14 protein-coding genes are annotated in these 17,949 nt (G+C 40.2%); 9 read left to right on the top strand and 5 right to left on the bottom strand.

Features of this window, described 5'->3' with window-relative positions:
• Window positions 1–101: 101 nt before the first annotated feature.
• The 3 genes from ON073_RS11485 to coaBC all read right to left on the bottom strand — a co-directional run bounded on the left by ON073_RS11485 (window position 102) and on the right by coaBC (window position 4,882).
• Window positions 102–2,882 carry a S9 family peptidase gene (locus ON073_RS11485; protein WP_274762024.1) on the bottom strand — a complete coding sequence of 927 codons (2,781 nt, stop codon included), beginning with the start codon at window positions 2,880–2,882 and terminating at the stop codon, window positions 102–104.
• Between the two features lie 121 nt (window positions 2,883–3,003).
• The gene (slmA, locus tag ON073_RS11480) at window positions 3,004–3,591 is read right to left on the bottom strand and encodes a nucleoid occlusion factor SlmA (RefSeq protein WP_038637297.1); all 588 of its coding nucleotides are present in this window, start codon (window positions 3,589–3,591) and stop codon (window positions 3,004–3,006) included.
• An 82-nt stretch (window positions 3,592–3,673) separates the two neighbouring features.
• Window positions 3,674–4,882 (bottom strand): bifunctional phosphopantothenoylcysteine decarboxylase/phosphopantothenate--cysteine ligase CoaBC, encoded by a 1,209-nt coding sequence (gene coaBC / locus ON073_RS11475; RefSeq protein ID WP_274762023.1) that lies wholly within the window; start codon window positions 4,880–4,882, stop codon window positions 3,674–3,676.
• Window positions 4,883–5,034: 152 nt separating this feature from the next.
• On the opposite strand from coaBC, the gene radC reads away from it, so the two are divergent.
• Complete coding sequence (gene radC, locus ON073_RS11470) at window positions 5,035–5,709, top strand: RadC family protein (protein WP_274762022.1); 675 nt, start codon at window positions 5,035–5,037, stop codon at window positions 5,707–5,709.
• Window positions 5,710–5,838: 129 nt separating this feature from the next.
• Window positions 5,839–6,054: a bacterioferritin-associated ferredoxin gene (locus tag ON073_RS11465; protein WP_010561924.1), complete on the top strand. Its 216-nt coding sequence runs from the start codon at window positions 5,839–5,841 to the stop codon at window positions 6,052–6,054.
• A gap of 336 nt (window positions 6,055–6,390) precedes the next feature.
• On the opposite strand, the gene ON073_RS11460 is transcribed toward ON073_RS11465, so the two are convergent.
• A complete protein-coding gene (locus ON073_RS11460; RefSeq protein ID WP_010561923.1) occupies window positions 6,391–7,359 on the bottom strand; it encodes a class 1 fructose-bisphosphatase in 969 nt (322 codons plus the stop codon).
• Window positions 7,360–7,514: 155 nt separating this feature from the next.
• On the opposite strand from ON073_RS11460, the gene ON073_RS11455 reads away from it, so the two are divergent.
• The 6 genes from ON073_RS11455 (at window position 7,515) to trmB (ending at window position 14,415) form a co-directional block, all read left to right on the top strand.
• Complete coding sequence (locus ON073_RS11455; protein ID WP_274762021.1) at window positions 7,515–9,917, top strand: zinc-dependent metalloprotease; 2,403 nt, start codon at window positions 7,515–7,517, stop codon at window positions 9,915–9,917.
• A gap of 118 nt (window positions 9,918–10,035) precedes the next feature.
• A complete protein-coding gene (gene mpl / locus ON073_RS11450; protein ID WP_274762020.1) occupies window positions 10,036–11,379 on the top strand; it encodes a UDP-N-acetylmuramate:L-alanyl-gamma-D-glutamyl-meso-diaminopimelate ligase in 1,344 nt (447 codons plus the stop codon).
• Between the two features lie 7 nt (window positions 11,380–11,386).
• Window positions 11,387–12,013 carry a flavin prenyltransferase UbiX gene (locus ON073_RS11445; protein WP_274762019.1) on the top strand — a complete coding sequence of 209 codons (627 nt, stop codon included), beginning with the start codon at window positions 11,387–11,389 and terminating at the stop codon, window positions 12,011–12,013.
• A 32-nt stretch (window positions 12,014–12,045) separates the two neighbouring features.
• Window positions 12,046–12,966 (top strand): ABC transporter ATP-binding protein, encoded by a 921-nt coding sequence (locus ON073_RS11440; protein ID WP_274762018.1) that lies wholly within the window; start codon window positions 12,046–12,048, stop codon window positions 12,964–12,966.
• Complete coding sequence (locus ON073_RS11435; RefSeq protein WP_274762017.1) at window positions 12,966–13,733, top strand: ABC transporter permease; 768 nt, start codon at window positions 12,966–12,968, stop codon at window positions 13,731–13,733. Before ON073_RS11440 ends, ON073_RS11435 begins: the two co-directional genes overlap by 1 nt.
• 7 nt (window positions 13,734–13,740) lie before the next feature.
• Window positions 13,741–14,415, top strand: coding sequence for a tRNA (guanine(46)-N(7))-methyltransferase TrmB (trmB, locus tag ON073_RS11430; RefSeq protein ID WP_274762016.1), 675 nt, complete (start codon window positions 13,741–13,743; stop codon window positions 14,413–14,415).
• Here the strand turns inward: trmB and ON073_RS11425 are convergent.
• Window positions 14,402–16,282 (bottom strand): EAL domain-containing protein, encoded by a 1,881-nt coding sequence (locus ON073_RS11425; RefSeq protein WP_274762015.1) that lies wholly within the window; start codon window positions 16,280–16,282, stop codon window positions 14,402–14,404. The genes trmB and ON073_RS11425 overlap by 14 nt on opposite strands.
• A 199-nt stretch (window positions 16,283–16,481) precedes the next feature.
• On the opposite strand from ON073_RS11425, the gene panP reads away from it, so the two are divergent.
• Window positions 16,482–17,949, top strand: a 1,468-nt coding sequence (gene panP, locus ON073_RS11420; protein ID WP_446728528.1) for a pyridoxal-dependent aspartate 1-decarboxylase PanP, incomplete at its 3' end; no start/stop codon positions are given.

The following is a 17,949-nucleotide window of genomic DNA, read 5'->3' as shown; positions in this document are numbered from 1 at the left end:
CTTCCTGAAACTAACTATACGGTTTTAAGCTTAAGCTAAACTGAATGAGTGAGCGAAAAAATGGCGAGTTACAAACTCGCCATTTTAGTATTTGAATCTGATTACTCTTTCTCAAATGGCACGCCATTTTGCATCCATTTTGGTGCTGGCTTACCTTTAAGGTGGTGATCAAAGTATTCCATCATACGAATCGAGAAATCCACTTGATTCGGAAACTTCTTCAAGTGGTGTGGCTCACCTTCGTATTGTAAGAAAATCACATCTTTACCTGCACGGCGAAGCGCAAGGTAATATTGAATCCCTTCCTGCCAAGGCACAGCGCCATCTTTATCACCAAACATAATCATAATTGGTGTATTAACTTTATCTGCAAAAAATACCGGTGAGTTTTCAATATAGAGATCTAAGCCTTCAAACAAGTTTTTGCCAATACGGCTTTGTCCTGTTTCGTACTGGAATTGACGTGCAAGACCTGACTTTAAACGAATACCGCTGTAAGCGCTGGTCATGTTTGATACTGGTGCTCCCGATACAACCGCTTTAAACATATCAGTTTGCGTAACCATAAAGGCACTTTGGTAACCAGCCCATGAGTGACCTTGTAAACCAATTTTGTCTTTGTCAGCCACACCCATATCAATTAGTTTTTGTGCTGCGTTAATCATAGTCTGAGTAGATGATTTACCTGGGTGACCAATTTCAAAACGGATATCAGGTAAGAAGATAGCGTAACCATTTGAAGTAAACATTGGGAAGTTTGGTCTGTGGTTTAACTCCATTTTCGGGAAGTCATACATACGTTGGCTCATATAGCGGTAGAAATATATGACCACAGGCACTTTATCGCCTTTTTTATAGCCAGCAGGTTTAATTAACACACCTTGTAAATCTTCACCGTTATAGCCTTTGTACTTTACAAGTTCTGGTTTACTTGCCCATGCAAAACTCTCTTTTTGTGGGTTCAGGTTAGTTAATTTTGTAGAGGTAGAAAGCGACGTGTCGCTTAACCAAAAATCAGGAAATTCATGGTAGCTCTGGCGTGTATAAATTAGCGTATCGGCATTTTTAGCTTTCTTTACTAGGTCAAAACGCGCTTCGCCAGCCAAAACCTGTTCTAGCTGATTGTTTGCTAGATTAAGTTTTGCAATGCCCGTTTGTTTGTTCTCTAGGTTAAAGCTTGAAAGTAATAACGTGTCGTTTAAATCAAAAGATAGTTTGTTTTTATCTAAGTTTTTAACGCGATAACGTGTTTCGCTCTTATAACCATGAGTTAAACGCGCGCCTTGCTGTGTGTTTACATCAAATGCCCAAATGTCATATTTGTCATATACATAAAGGGTATTACTATCGCTGCTCCAGCCTGCAAAACCATAGCCAGGTTGCTCGCTTGGATAATCGTGTTGGTCGTCGCCAAACGTTGCTCGAATGCCTTTGGTGATAGCATTTAGCTTGGCGTCTTTAAGTGATTTAAGTTGAATTTGGCCTTTATCAAAGTATGCGGCAAATTGTCCATTAGGTGAAAGCGTCGGACGTGCGCGGGTATTTTCGCTAATCTTAACGCTGTTACCTGTTTTAGTATCTACTGCGTAGTAATCTGCAAAGAAACCGTCATACATAATTTTGTGAAGATGCGGTTTATTGCTGTAGCCAAGTAAAAATTGCTTTTCAGTATGCAGGCTTACATCCCTTACAAGCTCAGTTTCGAGTTGTACGGCTTTATCGCTGTTTAAATGAAATACCGCTTGGTAATGGCGGTTTTTGTTCTTTTCATTCCATTGCTGAATTTCGCGCGGCTTTATTTCGGCATCTTTGTGATGCCATACTTTTAGCCCTTTTTGATCACGAATAACATCGTAATCATACAGATCGCTCTGTTCTTTATATTTCTTTTGCTCAACTTTAGCCGAAAGCATTGGGCGCGTCTCAAAATAAAGGCGCTCGCCAGTTTCAGACCATTTTAATTTAGCCGTTTTACCGATAAACCAATTCTCGATAGGGGTGTCGATTTGTTTTAATTGGTTGTTTTCACTGTGCCATAAGTAAAGTGAATGCTCACGACGACGCTTATCATCATTAACGTAATTACCTACCGAAAGCGCTAGAACATCATTAACTGGGTGCCATACGAGTTTGTTAGCTACAACGCCAGGCTCAGTAAATAAGCTGCTCATTTCAAAATTTGGCAGAGCGATATGGCTAATGGCGTTTTTATCGTCTTCTTTGCTTACTTGGCTTACAACAAGCTGTGTGCTAGTTGGTGCAATGGCGTAAGTAAGCACGTTTTCAATTGAATGCTGTTGCTCATTTGCTAAGTTCACAATATTAAGGGTAAAAACTTTATCTTTTTTATCCGCTTTTAATTTTGCATCTTTATCGTCTTTGTCTTTTGATGTTTTATCTGCTTTTTTATCACTTTCTGTTTCGTCTTTTTTCTTAACTTCGGTGCGGTAAGCCAGCCAGTTTCCATCATTTGAAATGGCAAAGTCTTCAACACGTTCAAAAGTGATAATCTCACCTGAACTGGTATTTACTAACGATAAATCATTTTTTAGTTTTTTCTTTTTATCTTTTGATGCACTTTCACTGGCTAGTAAGTCAGGTTTAACGGTAAACGCGACCCATTTCTCATTTTTATTAATAACCGGTGATGTACCTCGCTCAACGCTTGCAAGTAGCGCCTTGTTATTTAGCGTGTAAACCTGTCCTTCGCTGTTACCGCGATAAGGGCTTGCGCTAAATGCGAGTAAATTTCCCTGCTCTGAAAGTTGGGCAGATTTTGCGTATTTAAAATCAAACACGTCTTTAAATTGAAGAGATTCGCTGGCGCTTAATGCAAAACTGGTTGCTAACGCTAAGCTTGAAAGTGTAAACGCGAGTTTCATTAATGATTACCTAGTGCTAATTATTAGCTCTAGTGTAAACAGAAACCAAAAAGAAGAAAGAGAATGCGATAAGTCGCAAAATAGCGCGTTGAAGTAAAACGTTTACTTCAACGCGAGAAGTTTAGTGCCAAGCTAAGGTGAAAAGTGACCACTGAGCATCAAATTGCGCGGTTGGTTTTGCTTTAAAATCAGAGCGCACAAATTGGTTCATTTTACCTTCTACGTAAGCAAGTAAAAGGTTAGCAAGTTGCTCTTCAGCAAGGGTAAAGGTTTTACCTTCACGTAGCTTACGTTCACGTAATACTTGCTTTAGTTGCGTTTCTAACTTTTCAAATAAGCCTTGAATACGTTCACGTAAACGCTCTTGCTCACCTTGTAATGCATCACCGGTAAGAATACGTGTAATGCCTGGGTTTTTCTCAGCAAAGCTAAGAAGTAGCAATAAAATATTATGAATACGGCTATGAGTGTCTTTTTCTTTTTCTAAGATAATATTGATATTTGAAAGCAGTGCATTTTCAATAAACTCGATTAAGCCTTCAAACATACGTGCTTTGCTAGGAAAATGGCGGTAAAGCGCCGCTTCTGAAACACCTACCTCAGATGCTAGTTTTGCCGTGGTGATACGCTGTCCTGGACTGGTTTCAAGCATTTGCGCAAGTGCTTGTAAGATTTCTTCCTTGCGATTACTACGTTTTGTGGCAGGCATTTTTATCCCTTACTTCTTATCATTATTATCAACCTCAAGAGGCGCTTATCTTAATTACTTCTGATTTTAGATGCCAGTTTTTTTACTTTTTAGCTGCGAGTTTTGACGCGATTTCTTTCAATATTAAATGACTAATTTGTTGTTTTGATTGCAGTGATAAATGGCGTTCACCTTCCGGCCAAAAGAGTGTCATCGCATTGTTTTCACTATTAAAACCAATGCTAGAATCGGACACATCATTAGCACAAATCATATCGAGATTTTTATTTTTTAATTTGCCTTTGGCATAGTTTGCAACATCGTTAGTTTCGGCGGCAAAACCCACTGTAAACGGACGATTTTCTTCAAGCGCTGCAACTGAGGCAATAATGTCAGGGTTTTTGCTGAGCTCAATAGTCATGGTATCGCCCTGCTTTTTAATTTTATTATTTGCAGTTGTCGTTGCCTTGTAATCGGCTACAGCAGCGCAGCCAATAAATACATCTGAATTTACTGCTAACTCCATGGCAGCATCATGCATTTGCTGTGCGCTTTCTACATCAAAACGATTTACTTCACTCGGTGTGGTTAAATTCACTGGGCCACTAATTAGGTTTACATTAGCTCCTAGCGCTTTTGCAGCACGGGCCAATGAAAATCCCATTTTCCCTGAGCTGTGATTAGAGATAAAACGCACAGGGTCAAGCGCTTCACGGGTTGGACCGGCTGTAATAGTAACGGTTTTACCTGCAAGCAGTGGGCTATCTTCGCGCATTAAACACAACTCAACTAGCTCGTTTGGCTCTAACATGCGGCCTTTTCCTACATCGCCACAGGCTTGCTCGCCACTGGCAGGTCCCCAAATAGAAACGCCATATTCACTTAATTTTTGCAAGTTTTGCTGGGTTGCAGGGTGAGCGTACATTTGCTGATTCATCGCCGGTGCAATCGCTACTTTAGCCGGTGTTGCGAGTACCAAGGTGGTTAATAGATCGTCGGCCATACCATGCGCCATTTTGGCGATGGTATTAGCGCTGGCTGGTGCAATTAAAATAAGATCAGCCCATTTAGCAAATTCAATATGGCCCATTGCAGCTTCTGCCGCTGGGTCAAGTAAGGATGTCGAAACTGGGTTTCCTGATACGGCTTGCATGGTAAGCGGGGTTATAAACTGTTGCGCAGAGTCTGTCATTACCACCTTAACTTGCGCACCATTTTCGGTTAAACGCCTTGTTAATTCAGCACATTTATAAGCAGCAATACCGCCCGTAATTCCCAATACTATTTTCTTCGACATAATAATTAATGACATTTTTTAACCGCCCGTAATTCCCAATACTATTTTCTTCGACATAATAATTAATGACATTTTTTAAATTAGCTAAACCATACCATTTTCCATAATTTTTGGCGAGGCTGGCTATACTATTAAATGAACACAAATAGCTTAACAAGGATTGTTAAATGCAAATAAATCAAATGCCCATCGAGGCAAGACCAAGAGAAAAGTTATTAAATAAAGGTGCATCAAGTTTAACTGATGCCGAGCTACTGGCGATTTTTTTACGTACCGGTATTAAAGGGCTTAACGCCATTGAACTTGCTGATACATTACTCAAACAACAAGGCTCAATTGGTCAGCTCTTTTCATTGGAATGTGATTCATTCTGCCAGCAATTGGGATTGGGGCCTGCTAAATATGTACAGTTGCAAGCTGTGCTTGAATTGAGTAAACGGTTTTTTGCTGAGCAACTTAAGCGAGAAGCCGTATTTGATTCGCCTTATTCGGTAATCAATTATTTAAAGTGCGAACTACAAAAAGAGCACAAAGAATGTTTTTACTTGTTGCTGCTTGATAGCCAAAACCGGCTAATTAAATCGATTAATTTATTTCAAGGTACTATCAATGCGGCATCGGTTTACCCAAGAGAGGTTGTTACCACAGTGCTTAAATACAATGCGGCTAATGTGATTTTGGCCCATAACCATCCAAGTGGTATTGCTGAGCCTTCAGAGGCGGATAAATTAATTACAAAGCGGCTATCAGACGCGCTTGGTTTGATTGATGTGAGTATTTTAGATCACATCATAATTGCTGCTGGTAATACTCATTCCTTTGCAGAGCATGGACAAATTTGAAGGAAAAAAAGAAGGTTAACTAATGCTTTTTTGTAAATAGCTGTTTTTACAGTTATTAATATTATTGAAAATTATTCTCAATAGCATTAAAATTTGTGATGTAATTAATTTTGAAAGCACTCACTTATTATGTACGTTTGTATTTGTCATGCAGTTACTGAAAAACAGATTAAACAGGCCGTAACCGATGGTATGGATTCGATGCGAGATGTGCGTGGTTGCTTAGGTGTAGGCAGTCAATGTGGTAAATGTGTGTGTCATGCAAAAGATGTAATCACACAATCACAGCAAGAATTAGCTATTAAAGTAAGTGTTGATTACACCAGCTGCCAAAAAGTAGCTTGATTCAGAGTATAAAATTTCTAGAGCGTGTTGACCTTTGCAGTCTATTTCTGCAGCAGTTTGTTTGGTATTTAGACCAGGCAGAGCGATTGTGGTGTAGTTACTCTACATAAATGAGCGATAACACAGTATAAATGCCAAACAAGCGCTGCCTAACAGGTTCAACCCAAAGCGTTTTGTTCTTTGTTGTTGCTTCTTGACTTAGCCCGCTAGGCCTACAAAGCAACGCCGCGATCAAAAAGCTTTGGATTTGAACAGAATTTAGACCGCAAAGGTCAACACGCTCTAAATAAAAACCGCGTAAATCGCGGTTTTTTTATTACTCAAGATAAAGATTGCTTACTTGTGATAATCCAAGCAAATCTCTACTTCATTTTTTGAACCCATGGTAACAGCAACGCGCTGGTGAATTTCTTGCGGTTCAATATCTAAAATACGGTCAAGTCCTGCATATGCAACACCGCCAGCTTGCTCTACTAGCATTGCCATTGGGTTTGCTTCATAAAGTAAGCGCAGCTTGAATGGTTTTTCTGGGTTTTTTGTGTCTTCAGGGTAAGTAAACAAACCACCGCGACATAATAAACGGTGAACATCACCTACCATGCAGGCAATCCAACGCATATTGAAGTTTTTCTTGCGTGGGCCTTCTTCGCCAGCAAGGCAATCAGCAATATAGTTTTGCATTGGTGTTAACCAATGGCGCTGATTTGATGCATTAATTGCGAATTCTTTAGTATCTTCAGGAATAGCTACTTTATCTTCAGTAAGTAAGAAACTGCCGTGTGTTCTGTCTAAAGTGAATAAACGCGTACCTTTACCAATAGTTAGCGCCAACATAGTAGATGGGCCATACAGTACATAACCTGCTGCGACTTGGTGCTTGCCCGCCTGCATGAAAATGCTTTGATCATCAGCGGCTTTGTCTTTTGGCGCTTTCATAATTGAAAAGATAGTACCAACTAACGAGTTAATATCGGTATTTGATGAACCATCAAGTGGGTCGAATGCAACGATATATTCAGCATCTGGGTTGCCAGCAACAGTATAATCTTCTTCTTCAGACGCGATGGCTTTTACGTAGCCAGACTCAAGTAGAATATCTTTAAGTAACTGGTTCGATAAAACATCAAGCTTCTTTTGAGTTTCACCTTGAATATTTTCATCTAAGGTTGAACCTAAAACACCTGATAATTCACCTTGGCTTACACGGAATGAAATTTCCTTACAAGCAGCAAGAATCGTTCTGATCAATGATAAAAGATCACGAGGACAGCCGTCTTCGATCAATACTGGTGGAAGTCTACGCATTATATAATCCTGACTATTAGCTTATTGCCACATAAAGTGAGAGGGTGGCAACAGGCAACCTTTCGGTAGCGCTCAGTTAAATTTGTATACAATTGTACATCAGCTTGTGTATCATTTAAGCACCATGCACCATTGATAATGAAATAACAAAGAAGATGCAAAGATTAGTACAACCATTTCTGCTGATCTGTGCTTTGTTACTGTTAAGTATACCAAAAGCGCAGGCAACCCTGAAACCCATTGATGCATTTACTAGCGAAATGAATCGTTACCCGGGCTATTTTACCTTTTATTATGACAATACTTCGGGCAAGGTTTATTTAGAAGTAGATAAATTAAGCCATGAATTTTTACTACAACTAAGTATGCCTTACGGCTTAGGGTCGAATGATATTGGCCTTGATCGCGGTCAGCTGGGCGATACAAAAATTGTGCATTTTGAAAGACATGGCAATAAGCTTTTATTAAAACAAAATAATACTTACTACCGAGCAAACAGCAGCAATAAAGCTGAACTACAAAGTATTCGAGAAGCATTTGCTTCTAGCGTATTGCACGGTTTTGAAATTAAAGCAGCAAATAGTGATAGTGTGTTAATTGATTACACGCCTTATTTATTATCGGATGTTCACGGTGTTAGCCGCACACTTGCGAGTCAGCAACAAGGTAGTTTTAGCCTTGATAAAAGTAAAAGTGCTGTTTATATGCCGCGCTCTAAGTCGTTTGCTAAAAATACCGAGTTAGAAGCGATTGTTAGCTTTAATGGCACAAAGCCGGGTAAATACATCAAACAAATCGCACCAGATCCTCACGCTATTTCAGTACATTTACACCACTCGTTTATTGAATTACCGGATGATGGTTTTAAACCACGTAAATTCCATCCGCAATCGGGTTTTTGGAGCGAAGAATACAAAGACTATGCAGCGCCATTATCTGAGTCTATGTATGTACGTTATATTCCAAAGCATCGTTTAGCGAAAAAAGATCCAACAGCTGAAATCTCCGAAGCCGTTAAACCGATTGTTTACTACCTCGATCCAGGTGTGCCCGATCCGGTAAAAACAGCTTTACTTGATGGTGCAAAATGGTGGCAGTCAGCCTTTGAAGCGGCAGGTTATAAAAATGCGTACCAAGTAAAAATGCTACCTGAAAATGCCGACCCAATGGATATTCGCTATAACGTGATCCAATGGGTGCACCGTGCAACTCGTGGTTGGTCATATGGTTCAAGTGTCATCGACCCACGCACAGGCGAAATTATTAAAGGTCATGTAACTCTTGGTTCACTGCGTGTGCGTCAAGATATTCTGATTGCAGAAGCACTTGCTGCACCTTATCTAAAAGGCGATGAAACGGTAGAAAAATTACATGCGATGGCGCTTGACCGTATTCGTCAATTAAGTGCTCATGAAGTAGGTCATACCTTAGGTATTGCGCATAACTTTTCTGCGTCAGTAAAAGACCGCGCATCGGTAATGGATTACCCCCATCCTTTAGTGAGTTTTAATGAGGATGGTAGCCTTAACACTGAAAATGGCTATGGCAAAGGCTTAGGTGTGTGGGATATTCAAGTTGTGAAATATGGTTACTCTGATTTTCCGATTTTGAATGAAGCAAAAGAACTTGAAAAAATCTTAGCGGAAAACAAACGCCTTGGCCTTGAGTTTATTTCCGATAGCGATGCACGCGCTAAAGGCGGCGCACACCCAACTGCACATTTGTGGGATAACGGCGAAAACCCAAGCCAAGAGCTACACCGAGTGCTTTCTATTCGCGAAAAAGCGATGGCGAAGTTTGGCCTTCACAATATTAAAAACGGTACGGCGCTATCACAGCTAGAAGAAGTGTTTATTCCACTTTATTTATTCCATCGTTACCAAACGGAAGCTGCGGTTAAATTGATTGCAGGCATTGATTACGATTATGAATTACGTAGTGGTGATACGTTTAAAGGTAACAAGCTTGTTGATGTTGCTAAGCAAAAAGAAGCACTAAATGCGTTATTAACAACGCTTGAAGCGGACCAATTAGTAGTGCCTGAACACGTGCTTGATGTTATTACACCAAAAGCCTACGGAGAATACAAAACCCGTGAGAGTCTAACTGGCCGTACTGGTTTAACACTTGATCCGTTAGCATTACCGGAAGTTTCTGCAAATCATTCACTCTCACTATTGCTAAATTCACAGCGTCTAAATCGTCTTCATTTCCAAGCGATGCGAGATAGCAAACAGCTAAGTGCGCGTAATGTGTTATTTCAACTTAGTGAGCAGGTATTTTTTGATAGCCAAAAACAAGGTATGGCACACCAAGTATCTCAACGAATTCAAATGGTGGCGGCATATCATTTAGTAAATGCAGCGCTTAGTGATAAAACCGACCCAGAGGTACAAGCTGAGTTAGTTGGTCAAATTACCTTTATTGCTAGTAAGTATGAACGTACTAACGATAACTTCAAAAAACACATTGCTAGTGTATTAACCAAGTCACTCGAAAATGGAAGCTGGCAGGGTAACTTCAAACCATTACCTATGCCACCAGGCTCACCTATTTAACACCTAGTTGGTAAGTTATGGCATACTAAGCCCATTAGCGAAATCTAATGGGCTTTTTTATTGAACTGTTAATCTATTTAAAGCTCATATCGAATTTATACGACAAGAATCAACAACAATGCATATTCATATTTTAGGTATTTGCGGCACCTTTATGGGGGGCATCGCAGCCATTGCAAAATCCTTGGGCCATAAAGTTACTGGCTCAGATCAAAACGTTTACCCACCAATGAGTACTCAACTTGAGTCGTTAGGCATTGAACTCATTCAAGGTTACGATGTTGCACAGTTAAAGCCACAACCAGATATTGTAGTGATTGGTAATGCTATGAGCCGTGGTAATCCATGTGTTGAATATGTGCTTGAAAATCGTATTCCATATACTTCCGGCCCTGAGTGGTTAAAACATAATGTATTGCAAGATGCATGGGTGCTAGCAGTTTCAGGTACTCATGGTAAAACCACCACAGCCAGTATGCTTGCATGGGTATTAGAATACGCAGGTCTTGATCCAAGTTTTTTAATTGGTGGCGTTGTACAAAATTTTGGCCTGTCGGCGCGCATTGGCAAAACACCGTTTTTTGTTATTGAAGCAGATGAATATGACACCGCATTTTTTGATAAGCGCAGTAAGTTTGTGCACTATTTGCCGCGCACTTTAATTCTTAATAATCTAGAGTTCGACCACGCTGATATTTTTGAAAATTTAGCGGCAATTCAAAAGCAGTTCCATCACTTATTACGCATTGTACCTGGGCAAGGTAAAGTGATTTGGCCAAGCGATGATGTGAATATTCAGCAAGTTATCGAAAAAGGTTGTTGGAGTGAGCAAGAGCAACTTGGCAATGACTGGGATTATCAACTTATTAACGCCGATGGCAGTGAGTTTGATGTACTGCTTGGTGGCGATATCGTTGGACGCGTGAGTTGGCAAGCAATTGGCGAGCACAACGTTAAAAACGCTTTAATGACGATTGCTGCAGCACGTCATGTGGGTATTCCTGTTGAAACATCAATTGCGGCGTTGGCTGAGTTTATTTCGCCAAAACGCCGTATGGAATTAAAAGGCGAAGTTTCGGGCATTAAGTTGTATGATGATTTCGCCCATCATCCAACTGCTATTAAAACGACTTTAGCAGGTCTTAGAGCAAAAGTGGGCCAAGCGCGTATTTTTGCCGTATTAGAACCTCGTTCCAATACAATGAAAATGGGCGTGCATCAAAATACGTTATTAGCATCACTTGAAGGTGCCGACGATGTGATTTTATTTGAGCCAGAGAACTTAAGCTGGTCACTAAAAGACGCTGCCAATAAGGCTGGCGCTCTATGTTTTAACAGCACAGACGAGATCATTCAAACGCTACTTGAAAAAGCAACTGCCGGAGACCATATATTGGTAATGAGTAACGGTGGCTTTGAAAATATTCATAATCGTATTTTAGATGCGCTCGCCAACAAATAGGCTTTTTATGACGCAAAACCATGACTTTAATGAAACCATTACCGTTGCACTTAGCGGTGCTTCAGGCATGCCGTATGGTTTAAAACTAATTGAAACACTGATTTCGTTAAATCACCAAGTATTCGTTTTGGTATCAAGCGCTGCCCGTGTGGTGCTTGATACGGAATCAGATGTAAAACTATCGGGCAATGAAGAAAAGGCAACCGAGCAACTGACAAGCCTATTCAATGCAAAACCAAACCAGCTTAAAGTATTTGGTAAAGATAACTGGTTTAGCCCTGTGGCATCGGGTAGTGCAGCACCTAAAAAGATGATTGTGTGCCCGTGTAGTGCAGGCACGGTATCGGCGATCAGTCATGGCGCATCTGACAACTTATTAGAGCGTGCAGCAGATGTAGTGATTAAAGAAAAAGGCCAATTAATGCTGGTGGTGCGCGAAACACCGCTGAGCGCAATTCACCTTGAAAATATGCATAAGCTAGCGCAACTAGGTGTAACAATTATGCCTGCAGCACCTGGGTTTTATCATAATCCAAGCTCAATTGATGACTTGGTTAACTTTATGGTGGCGCGCATTTTAGATCATTTATCTATTGAGCATACGCTAGCTAAACGTTGGGGCTACGGCTGCTAATTAATCCATCCAAAATTGGAACGCAAAACACAATGACAAAAGCTCTCGAAATTGTTGGTTTAGAAAAAACCTACAGTAACGGTGTTCAAGCTGTTAAAGGAATTGATTTAACGGTCGAAAAAGGTGACTTTTTTGCGCTGTTAGGTGCTAATGGTGCTGGCAAATCGACCACAATTGGCGTGATTTCTTCGCTTGTAAATAAAACCAAAGGTACGGTAAAAGTATTTGGTCATGATATTGATACCGACCTTGGTAAGGCTAAAACTAATTTAGGGTTGGTACCGCAGGAATTTAACTTTAGTCAGTTTGAAACACTTAACCAAATCTTAGTGAACCAAGCGGGTTACTATGGCGTGCCACGCGCAGAGGCGCACAAGCGTGCTGATGAATTACTGGCACAACTTGGCCTTGCCGATAAAAAAGATAAGCAAGCACGTACCTTATCAGGTGGTATGAAACGCCGTTTAATGATTGCACGTGCGTTAATGCACAAACCGCAGCTGCTGATTTTAGATGAACCTACCGCCGGTGTAGATATTGAACTGCGTCGCTCTATGTGGGAATTCTTAAAAGAGATAAACCAGCAAGGCGTTACCATTATTCTCACTACTCATTACCTTGAAGAAGCGGAAATGTTGTGTAAAAACATTGCGATTATCGATAAAGGTCAGATTATTGAAAACACCAATATGAAGTCACTGTTGGCAAAGCTTGATAAAGAAACCTTTATTCTAGATCTCAAGCAGCCAACATCGGCATTTTCTCTTGATGATTACACAACTCGTGTAATTGACGACCATACAATCGAAGTAGATGTGGAAAAATCACAAGGGTTAAATGGTGTATTTGATGCATTAAGTGCGTCAGGCAATACGGTGCTAAGTATGCGTAATAAGGCGAATCGATTAGAAGAGCTGTTTGTTGCGATTGTGGAAAAGGGGCGCGAGCAATAATGAGTAATCAATTTACCGCATTAAAAACCATTTGGATTAAAGAGTGTATTCGTTTTACTCGTATTTGGGTGCAAACGTTAGTGCCGCCAGCAATTACCATGTCACTGTACTTTGTTATTTTTGGTAATTTAATAGGTTCACGTATTGGCGATATGGGTGGCTTTAACTATATGGAGTTTATTGTACCGGGTCTGATTATGATGTCGGTGATTACTAACTCTTATTCCAATGTGGCATCGAGTTTTTACTCAACAAAATTCCAAAAAAGCATCGAAGAGTTACTCGTTTCGCCTGTGCCAACTTACATTATTGTCTTAGGCTATATGGGCGGCGGTATGGCGCGCGGCTTATGTGTTGGCATTATAGTTACTATTTTGTCGCTGTTTTTTGTGGATATTCAAATTCATAATGTGGCGGTTATTTTTGCGACTGTTTTACTTACCGCTGCGGTATTCGCTTTAGGTGGATTAATTAATGCGGTATACGCTAATAGTTTTGATGATATTAGTATTATCCCCACCTTTGTTTTAACGCCGCTAACCTATTTAGGTGGCGTGTTTTATTCAATCACCTTGTTACCTGATTTTTGGCAAGGAGTTTCACAATTTAATCCGATTATCTACATGGTAAATGCATTTAGATACGGCTTTTTAGGTGTTTCGGATGTGGATATCACAACGGCATTTGCAGTGATTATTGGGTTTATTAGCGCTTTATTTGCTGTGGCATACCGTTTAATTGATAAAGGGGTTGGCATTCGCCACTGATAGAAATATGTCTGACGCAAATTCAAGAAGTATTAGTTCGAATCAACAAGGACTAAACGAAAAGTTAGAAGAAGTGGTGCGCAAGCATCTAAGTACTGAATTTAAAAAGCCGATTGCTGCACATACGCAAGCTGCTTTTGATGAAGTAAACGAAAAGGTAAAAAGCTTTAACGGGCCAATTATTCTCGATTCGTGCTGTGGGGTTGGTGAGAGCACAGCCAATCTTGCACGACAGCACCCTGAGTCATTAGTAATTGGTATTGATAAGTCGGCACATCGCTTGGAAAAGCACGATGTTGAATACAAGCAGACTGAAAATGGTCAATACTTGCTAGTGCGCGCTGATTTAAATGACTTTTGGCGTTTAGTAGTGGAGCATCAATGGAACGTTACTCATCATTATTTGCTGTATCCAAACCCGTGGCCTAAAGCTAAACATTTAGGGCGCCGCTGGCATGGCGCACCCGTATTTCCGTATATTGTGAAAATTGGTGGCCAACTTGAAGTGAGAAGTAATTGGCAAACCTATGTTGATGAGTTTGCCTTTGCTCTTGGTTTAGCTGGCGTGGATGTCTCTGTTGCACCTTACAGTGCTGACACTGCAATTACGCCATTTGAGCGTAAATATTGGGCCAGTGGCCAACAAAGCCACCGATTGCAAATTGACCTTAACTCGCTTTAGCTGATAACTCTTGTTCTACTTGAGCCAGCGTTTGAGCTGGCTCAGCAAAATAATAGCCCTGCACATAATTTATGCCTGCTTGGGCTAACTTATCTACTACTAATTTGTTTTCGACGCCTTCAGCAATCAGTGTTAAACCTACTTTTTTAGCAAAGCTAGCAATGTGTTGTATAAACAAAAACACTTCTTCGTCTTTCACTATTTGCGATACCAATGAACTATCGATTTTGACGCCATCAATTTCCAGTTTAAGAATATTCGAAATATTTGAGTAGCCTGTTCCAAAGTCGTCGATAAATACTTTGGCACCGTGGCGTTTAACCATAGTGATAAAGCTTTTAACTTCATTAAAGTTAGCTACAGCTTCGGTTTCTACTAGCTCAAACGTGATGTTCTGCGGTGTTGGGTAGCGTTTTAACTCATCATCAAAAAAGGCTGCAAGGCTTGGGTCTAGCATATCTTGGGCGGTAAGATTCATACTCCAACATAAATCGGTTTTGCGAAAACGCATGACACAGTCGAGGAAAATAATGCGAGTAAGTTGTCCATCCATGCGGCTGCGATTTACTACAGAAAGAAAATAGTCTGGCTCATAGAGAGTGTTATTCATTTTTATGCGGGCAAGCCCTTCATACATAAGTATTTCATTCCCATCTGTTGATACGATAGGTTGAAAGTAGGCGTGAACCTGAGAAGTATTAAATGCTTCACGTACATCTTTAGCAATTTTTATATTATGCTGATATTGATGTTTGATGGTATTCATCGCATCGGAATAAAACACAACCAGCTCTCGAGAGCGCTTGGCTTGCTCTACGGCGATGCGTGCATTTTCAATTAAGAGTGTTTTATTGCCTGATGCAATGCCCGCGCACAGTGTAATGTAAATAAATGGGTCACATAAAAGCGGCGTGTTTTTATTTAAGTTTTCAATTTGTTTAACGCATTCGGTGTTGTTGATATGAGTTGTTAAGAGTGCAATTTTATTACTTGATAAACGATACAATGAACATTCACTGCTTTTAAGTTTATCTAATCGCGAAAGTAATTTATGCATTACTGTATCGCCAATGTGCGAGCCATAAAAACTGATAATTTCTTCTAAATCACTGACCAATATAATCGCTAGTTGCATATGCAGTTGTGGCGTTTGGTGAATTTTGCGTTCCAACGCGATATGGTTTGCAAAGCCTGTTGTTGGGTCTCTTGTTAAATTTTGTTTTAACAGGTAAATGTAAAACGCACCTACTAAGGTTGCGATAAAAAAGAAAAAGCAGGCTGTGATAATCGCTTGCGTCACACTGGCAGCAAGTTGCTCATTTAAATCAGTGATGGTTATATCTGCACCAGTTAAGTAGGTGCGGCCATCTGCTGATTGGAATGGCAAAAAAATGCTACGGAAATGTCCCCATTGATCTTCACTGTGTTCAAAAACAGGTCCTGTTGAGTAAAACGCTTTTATATTTGACTCAGTTGCCTCAGGGTATAAGTCGTAAAAATAGGTTAATTTATTGTTTTTAATATCGTCGTTGGTATAACTCGACGCTGAAAAATAAACTTGATCCTCTTCGAGTATCATGGCGTAAACGTATTCTAGCTCTAACTGCATTGCAAACTCAGATAGCTGCTTACTTTTGAGTAAATAGTTTTTGTGGTCGATATGCCCAGGGCCAGTGATGTTATTATGATAGTCTTCGCCAAGGATAAATTTAACGCTTTGCGCTGCGTTTAAAAGCCTCGCATCGACATCTTTCATAATGTCATTGTAGGTGTGGGAATAAATGTAATAGACATAGCCACAAAGGCTGGCTAAAAAAAGAAAACTGGCAAATATTATCCAGCGGATTCCTTTATTCGAGTAGTACATGCAAATCCTTGCCTTAACTAAATTTTGCCGCAACTGAAAAATACTGCTTTACTGTATAGCGAGCAAAGGGTTATGTTCTTTTTAGTACCCAATATTAGTAAATATAGCTGATTTTTTACAGTAGAAGTTGGAGATATTGTGCAAATTACGAGACTTTTTCTTGTAATTGAAGTAGAGTTGACAACCTTTTTTTATGAATATGTTTGAACACTTTTTGGGTAAAGTGAGTAGTATGGTTGATGAAACACGTCAAGCAGTGCGCCCAGCAATAGCGTCTGAAGAAAGCTTAATGCGAATTTTTACGGTGCCAGAGGCGCCGGGCTCGACTTTGGCTAAAATTGAGCAAGAGATCTCGAGTAATCTAGCAGGTTTTCTTAACGAAAATATTGCAGCGGTAGAAAAACCATTGCACGAAATCGAAAAAGATTTCCAGTCAGCCATTATTCCTGAAGAGCCAAGGTTCGTTTCTGAACATGCTCAAGAATTGATGGAAAAGTTGGTTGCTCATTCAGTTCACACGTCTGCTCCGAGCTTTATTGGTCATATGACCTCAGCATTACCGCATTTTGTTTTACCTCTGTCTAAGTTGATGGTGGGGTTAAACCAAAATCTGGTAAAGATCGAAACATCAAAAGCTTTTACACCGCTTGAACGTCAAGTATTGGGCATGATGCACCATATGGTTTATGGCAAAGATGATGCCTTCTACCGCAAGTGGATGCACAATGCGAAAAATGCACTAGGTGCATTTTGTTCAGGTGGTACCGTAGCCAATATTTCAGCTCTTTGGGTCGCACGAAATAAATTATTGAAATCTGATGGCGATTTTAATGGCATCAATAGCGATGGGTTAGTTGCGGCTATGATGCACTATGGCTTCAAAGGATTAGCTATTTTAGTGTCAGAGCGTGGGCATTACTCGTTAGGCAAAGCTGCTGATGTGCTCGGTATTGGCCGCAGCAATATAGTCTCAATAGAAACTGACCATAATAACCGTGTTGATGTTGCTAAAATGCGTGAAAAAGCTAAGGAATTAGCTGAAAAAGACATTAAGGTAATGGCAATTGTTGGTGTTGCTGGCACAACTGAAACAGGCAATATTGACCCGCTGCATGAAATGGCTGATTTAGCTGAAGAAATTAATTGTCATTTCCATATCGATGCCGCTTGGGGTGGTGCAACATTATTATCAAATAATGCCCGTACTTTACTTGCTGGCTGTGAGCGAGCCGATTCAATTACCATTGATGCTCATAAGCAAATGTATGTGCCAATGGGGGCTGGTATTGTGCTTTTCAAAGAGCCTGACACTGTTAATGTAGTTGAACATCACGCCGAATATATCCTACGTAAAGGTTCAAAAGATCTTGGTTCGCATACGCTTGAAGGCAGTCGCCCTGGTATGGCTATGTTAGTACACGCATGTTTATCAATCATTGGTCGTAAAGGCTACGAAATGTTAATTGATAAAAGCCTGGAAAAAGCTCGTTATTTTGCAGAACTTATTAAGCAAACAGATGATTTTGAACTGGTTACCGAACCAGAACTTTGCTTATTAACCTATCGTTATGTGCCTGAAAAGATTAAAGAGGTACTAAAAACAGCGGATGAGCAAACGAAACTAGATATATACGCCGCATTGAACCGCTTTACGGCAAGTATGCAAA

Origin of the sequence: Pseudoalteromonas sp. G4, assembly GCF_028875915.1 — a bacterium.
Lineage (GTDB): Bacteria > Pseudomonadota > Gammaproteobacteria > Enterobacterales > Alteromonadaceae > Pseudoalteromonas.
The sequence above is the reverse complement of the archived record's forward strand: the minus strand, read 5'-3'. Positions and strand labels throughout refer to the sequence as shown.

Excerpts from the sequence above, each read along its gene's own strand:
- ON073_RS11485 (WP_274762024.1), bottom strand. The coding sequence starts at position 2,882 with ATGAAACTCGCGTTTACACTTTCAAGCTTAGCGTTAGCAACCAGTTTT.
- mpl (WP_274762020.1), top strand. The coding sequence starts at position 10,036 with ATGCATATTCATATTTTAGGTATTTGCGGCACCTTTATGGGGGGCATC.
- coaBC (WP_274762023.1), bottom strand. The coding sequence starts at position 4,882 with ATGTCATTAATTATTATGTCGAAGAAAATAGTATTGGGAATTACGGGC.
- ON073_RS11435 (WP_274762017.1), top strand. The coding sequence starts at position 12,966 with ATGAGTAATCAATTTACCGCATTAAAAACCATTTGGATTAAAGAGTGT.
- ON073_RS11445 (WP_274762019.1), top strand. The coding sequence starts at position 11,387 with ATGACGCAAAACCATGACTTTAATGAAACCATTACCGTTGCACTTAGC.
- radC (WP_274762022.1), top strand. The coding sequence starts at position 5,035 with ATGCAAATAAATCAAATGCCCATCGAGGCAAGACCAAGAGAAAAGTTA.
- slmA (WP_038637297.1), bottom strand. The coding sequence starts at position 3,591 with ATGCCTGCCACAAAACGTAGTAATCGCAAGGAAGAAATCTTACAAGCA.
- ON073_RS11465 (WP_010561924.1), top strand. The coding sequence starts at position 5,839 with ATGTACGTTTGTATTTGTCATGCAGTTACTGAAAAACAGATTAAACAG.
- ON073_RS11460 (WP_010561923.1), bottom strand. The coding sequence starts at position 7,359 with ATGCGTAGACTTCCACCAGTATTGATCGAAGACGGCTGTCCTCGTGAT.
- trmB (WP_274762016.1), top strand. The coding sequence starts at position 13,741 with ATGTCTGACGCAAATTCAAGAAGTATTAGTTCGAATCAACAAGGACTA.
- ON073_RS11440 (WP_274762018.1), top strand. The coding sequence starts at position 12,046 with ATGACAAAAGCTCTCGAAATTGTTGGTTTAGAAAAAACCTACAGTAAC.
- ON073_RS11425 (WP_274762015.1), bottom strand. The coding sequence starts at position 16,282 with ATGTACTACTCGAATAAAGGAATCCGCTGGATAATATTTGCCAGTTTT.
- ON073_RS11455 (WP_274762021.1), top strand. The coding sequence starts at position 7,515 with ATGCAAAGATTAGTACAACCATTTCTGCTGATCTGTGCTTTGTTACTG.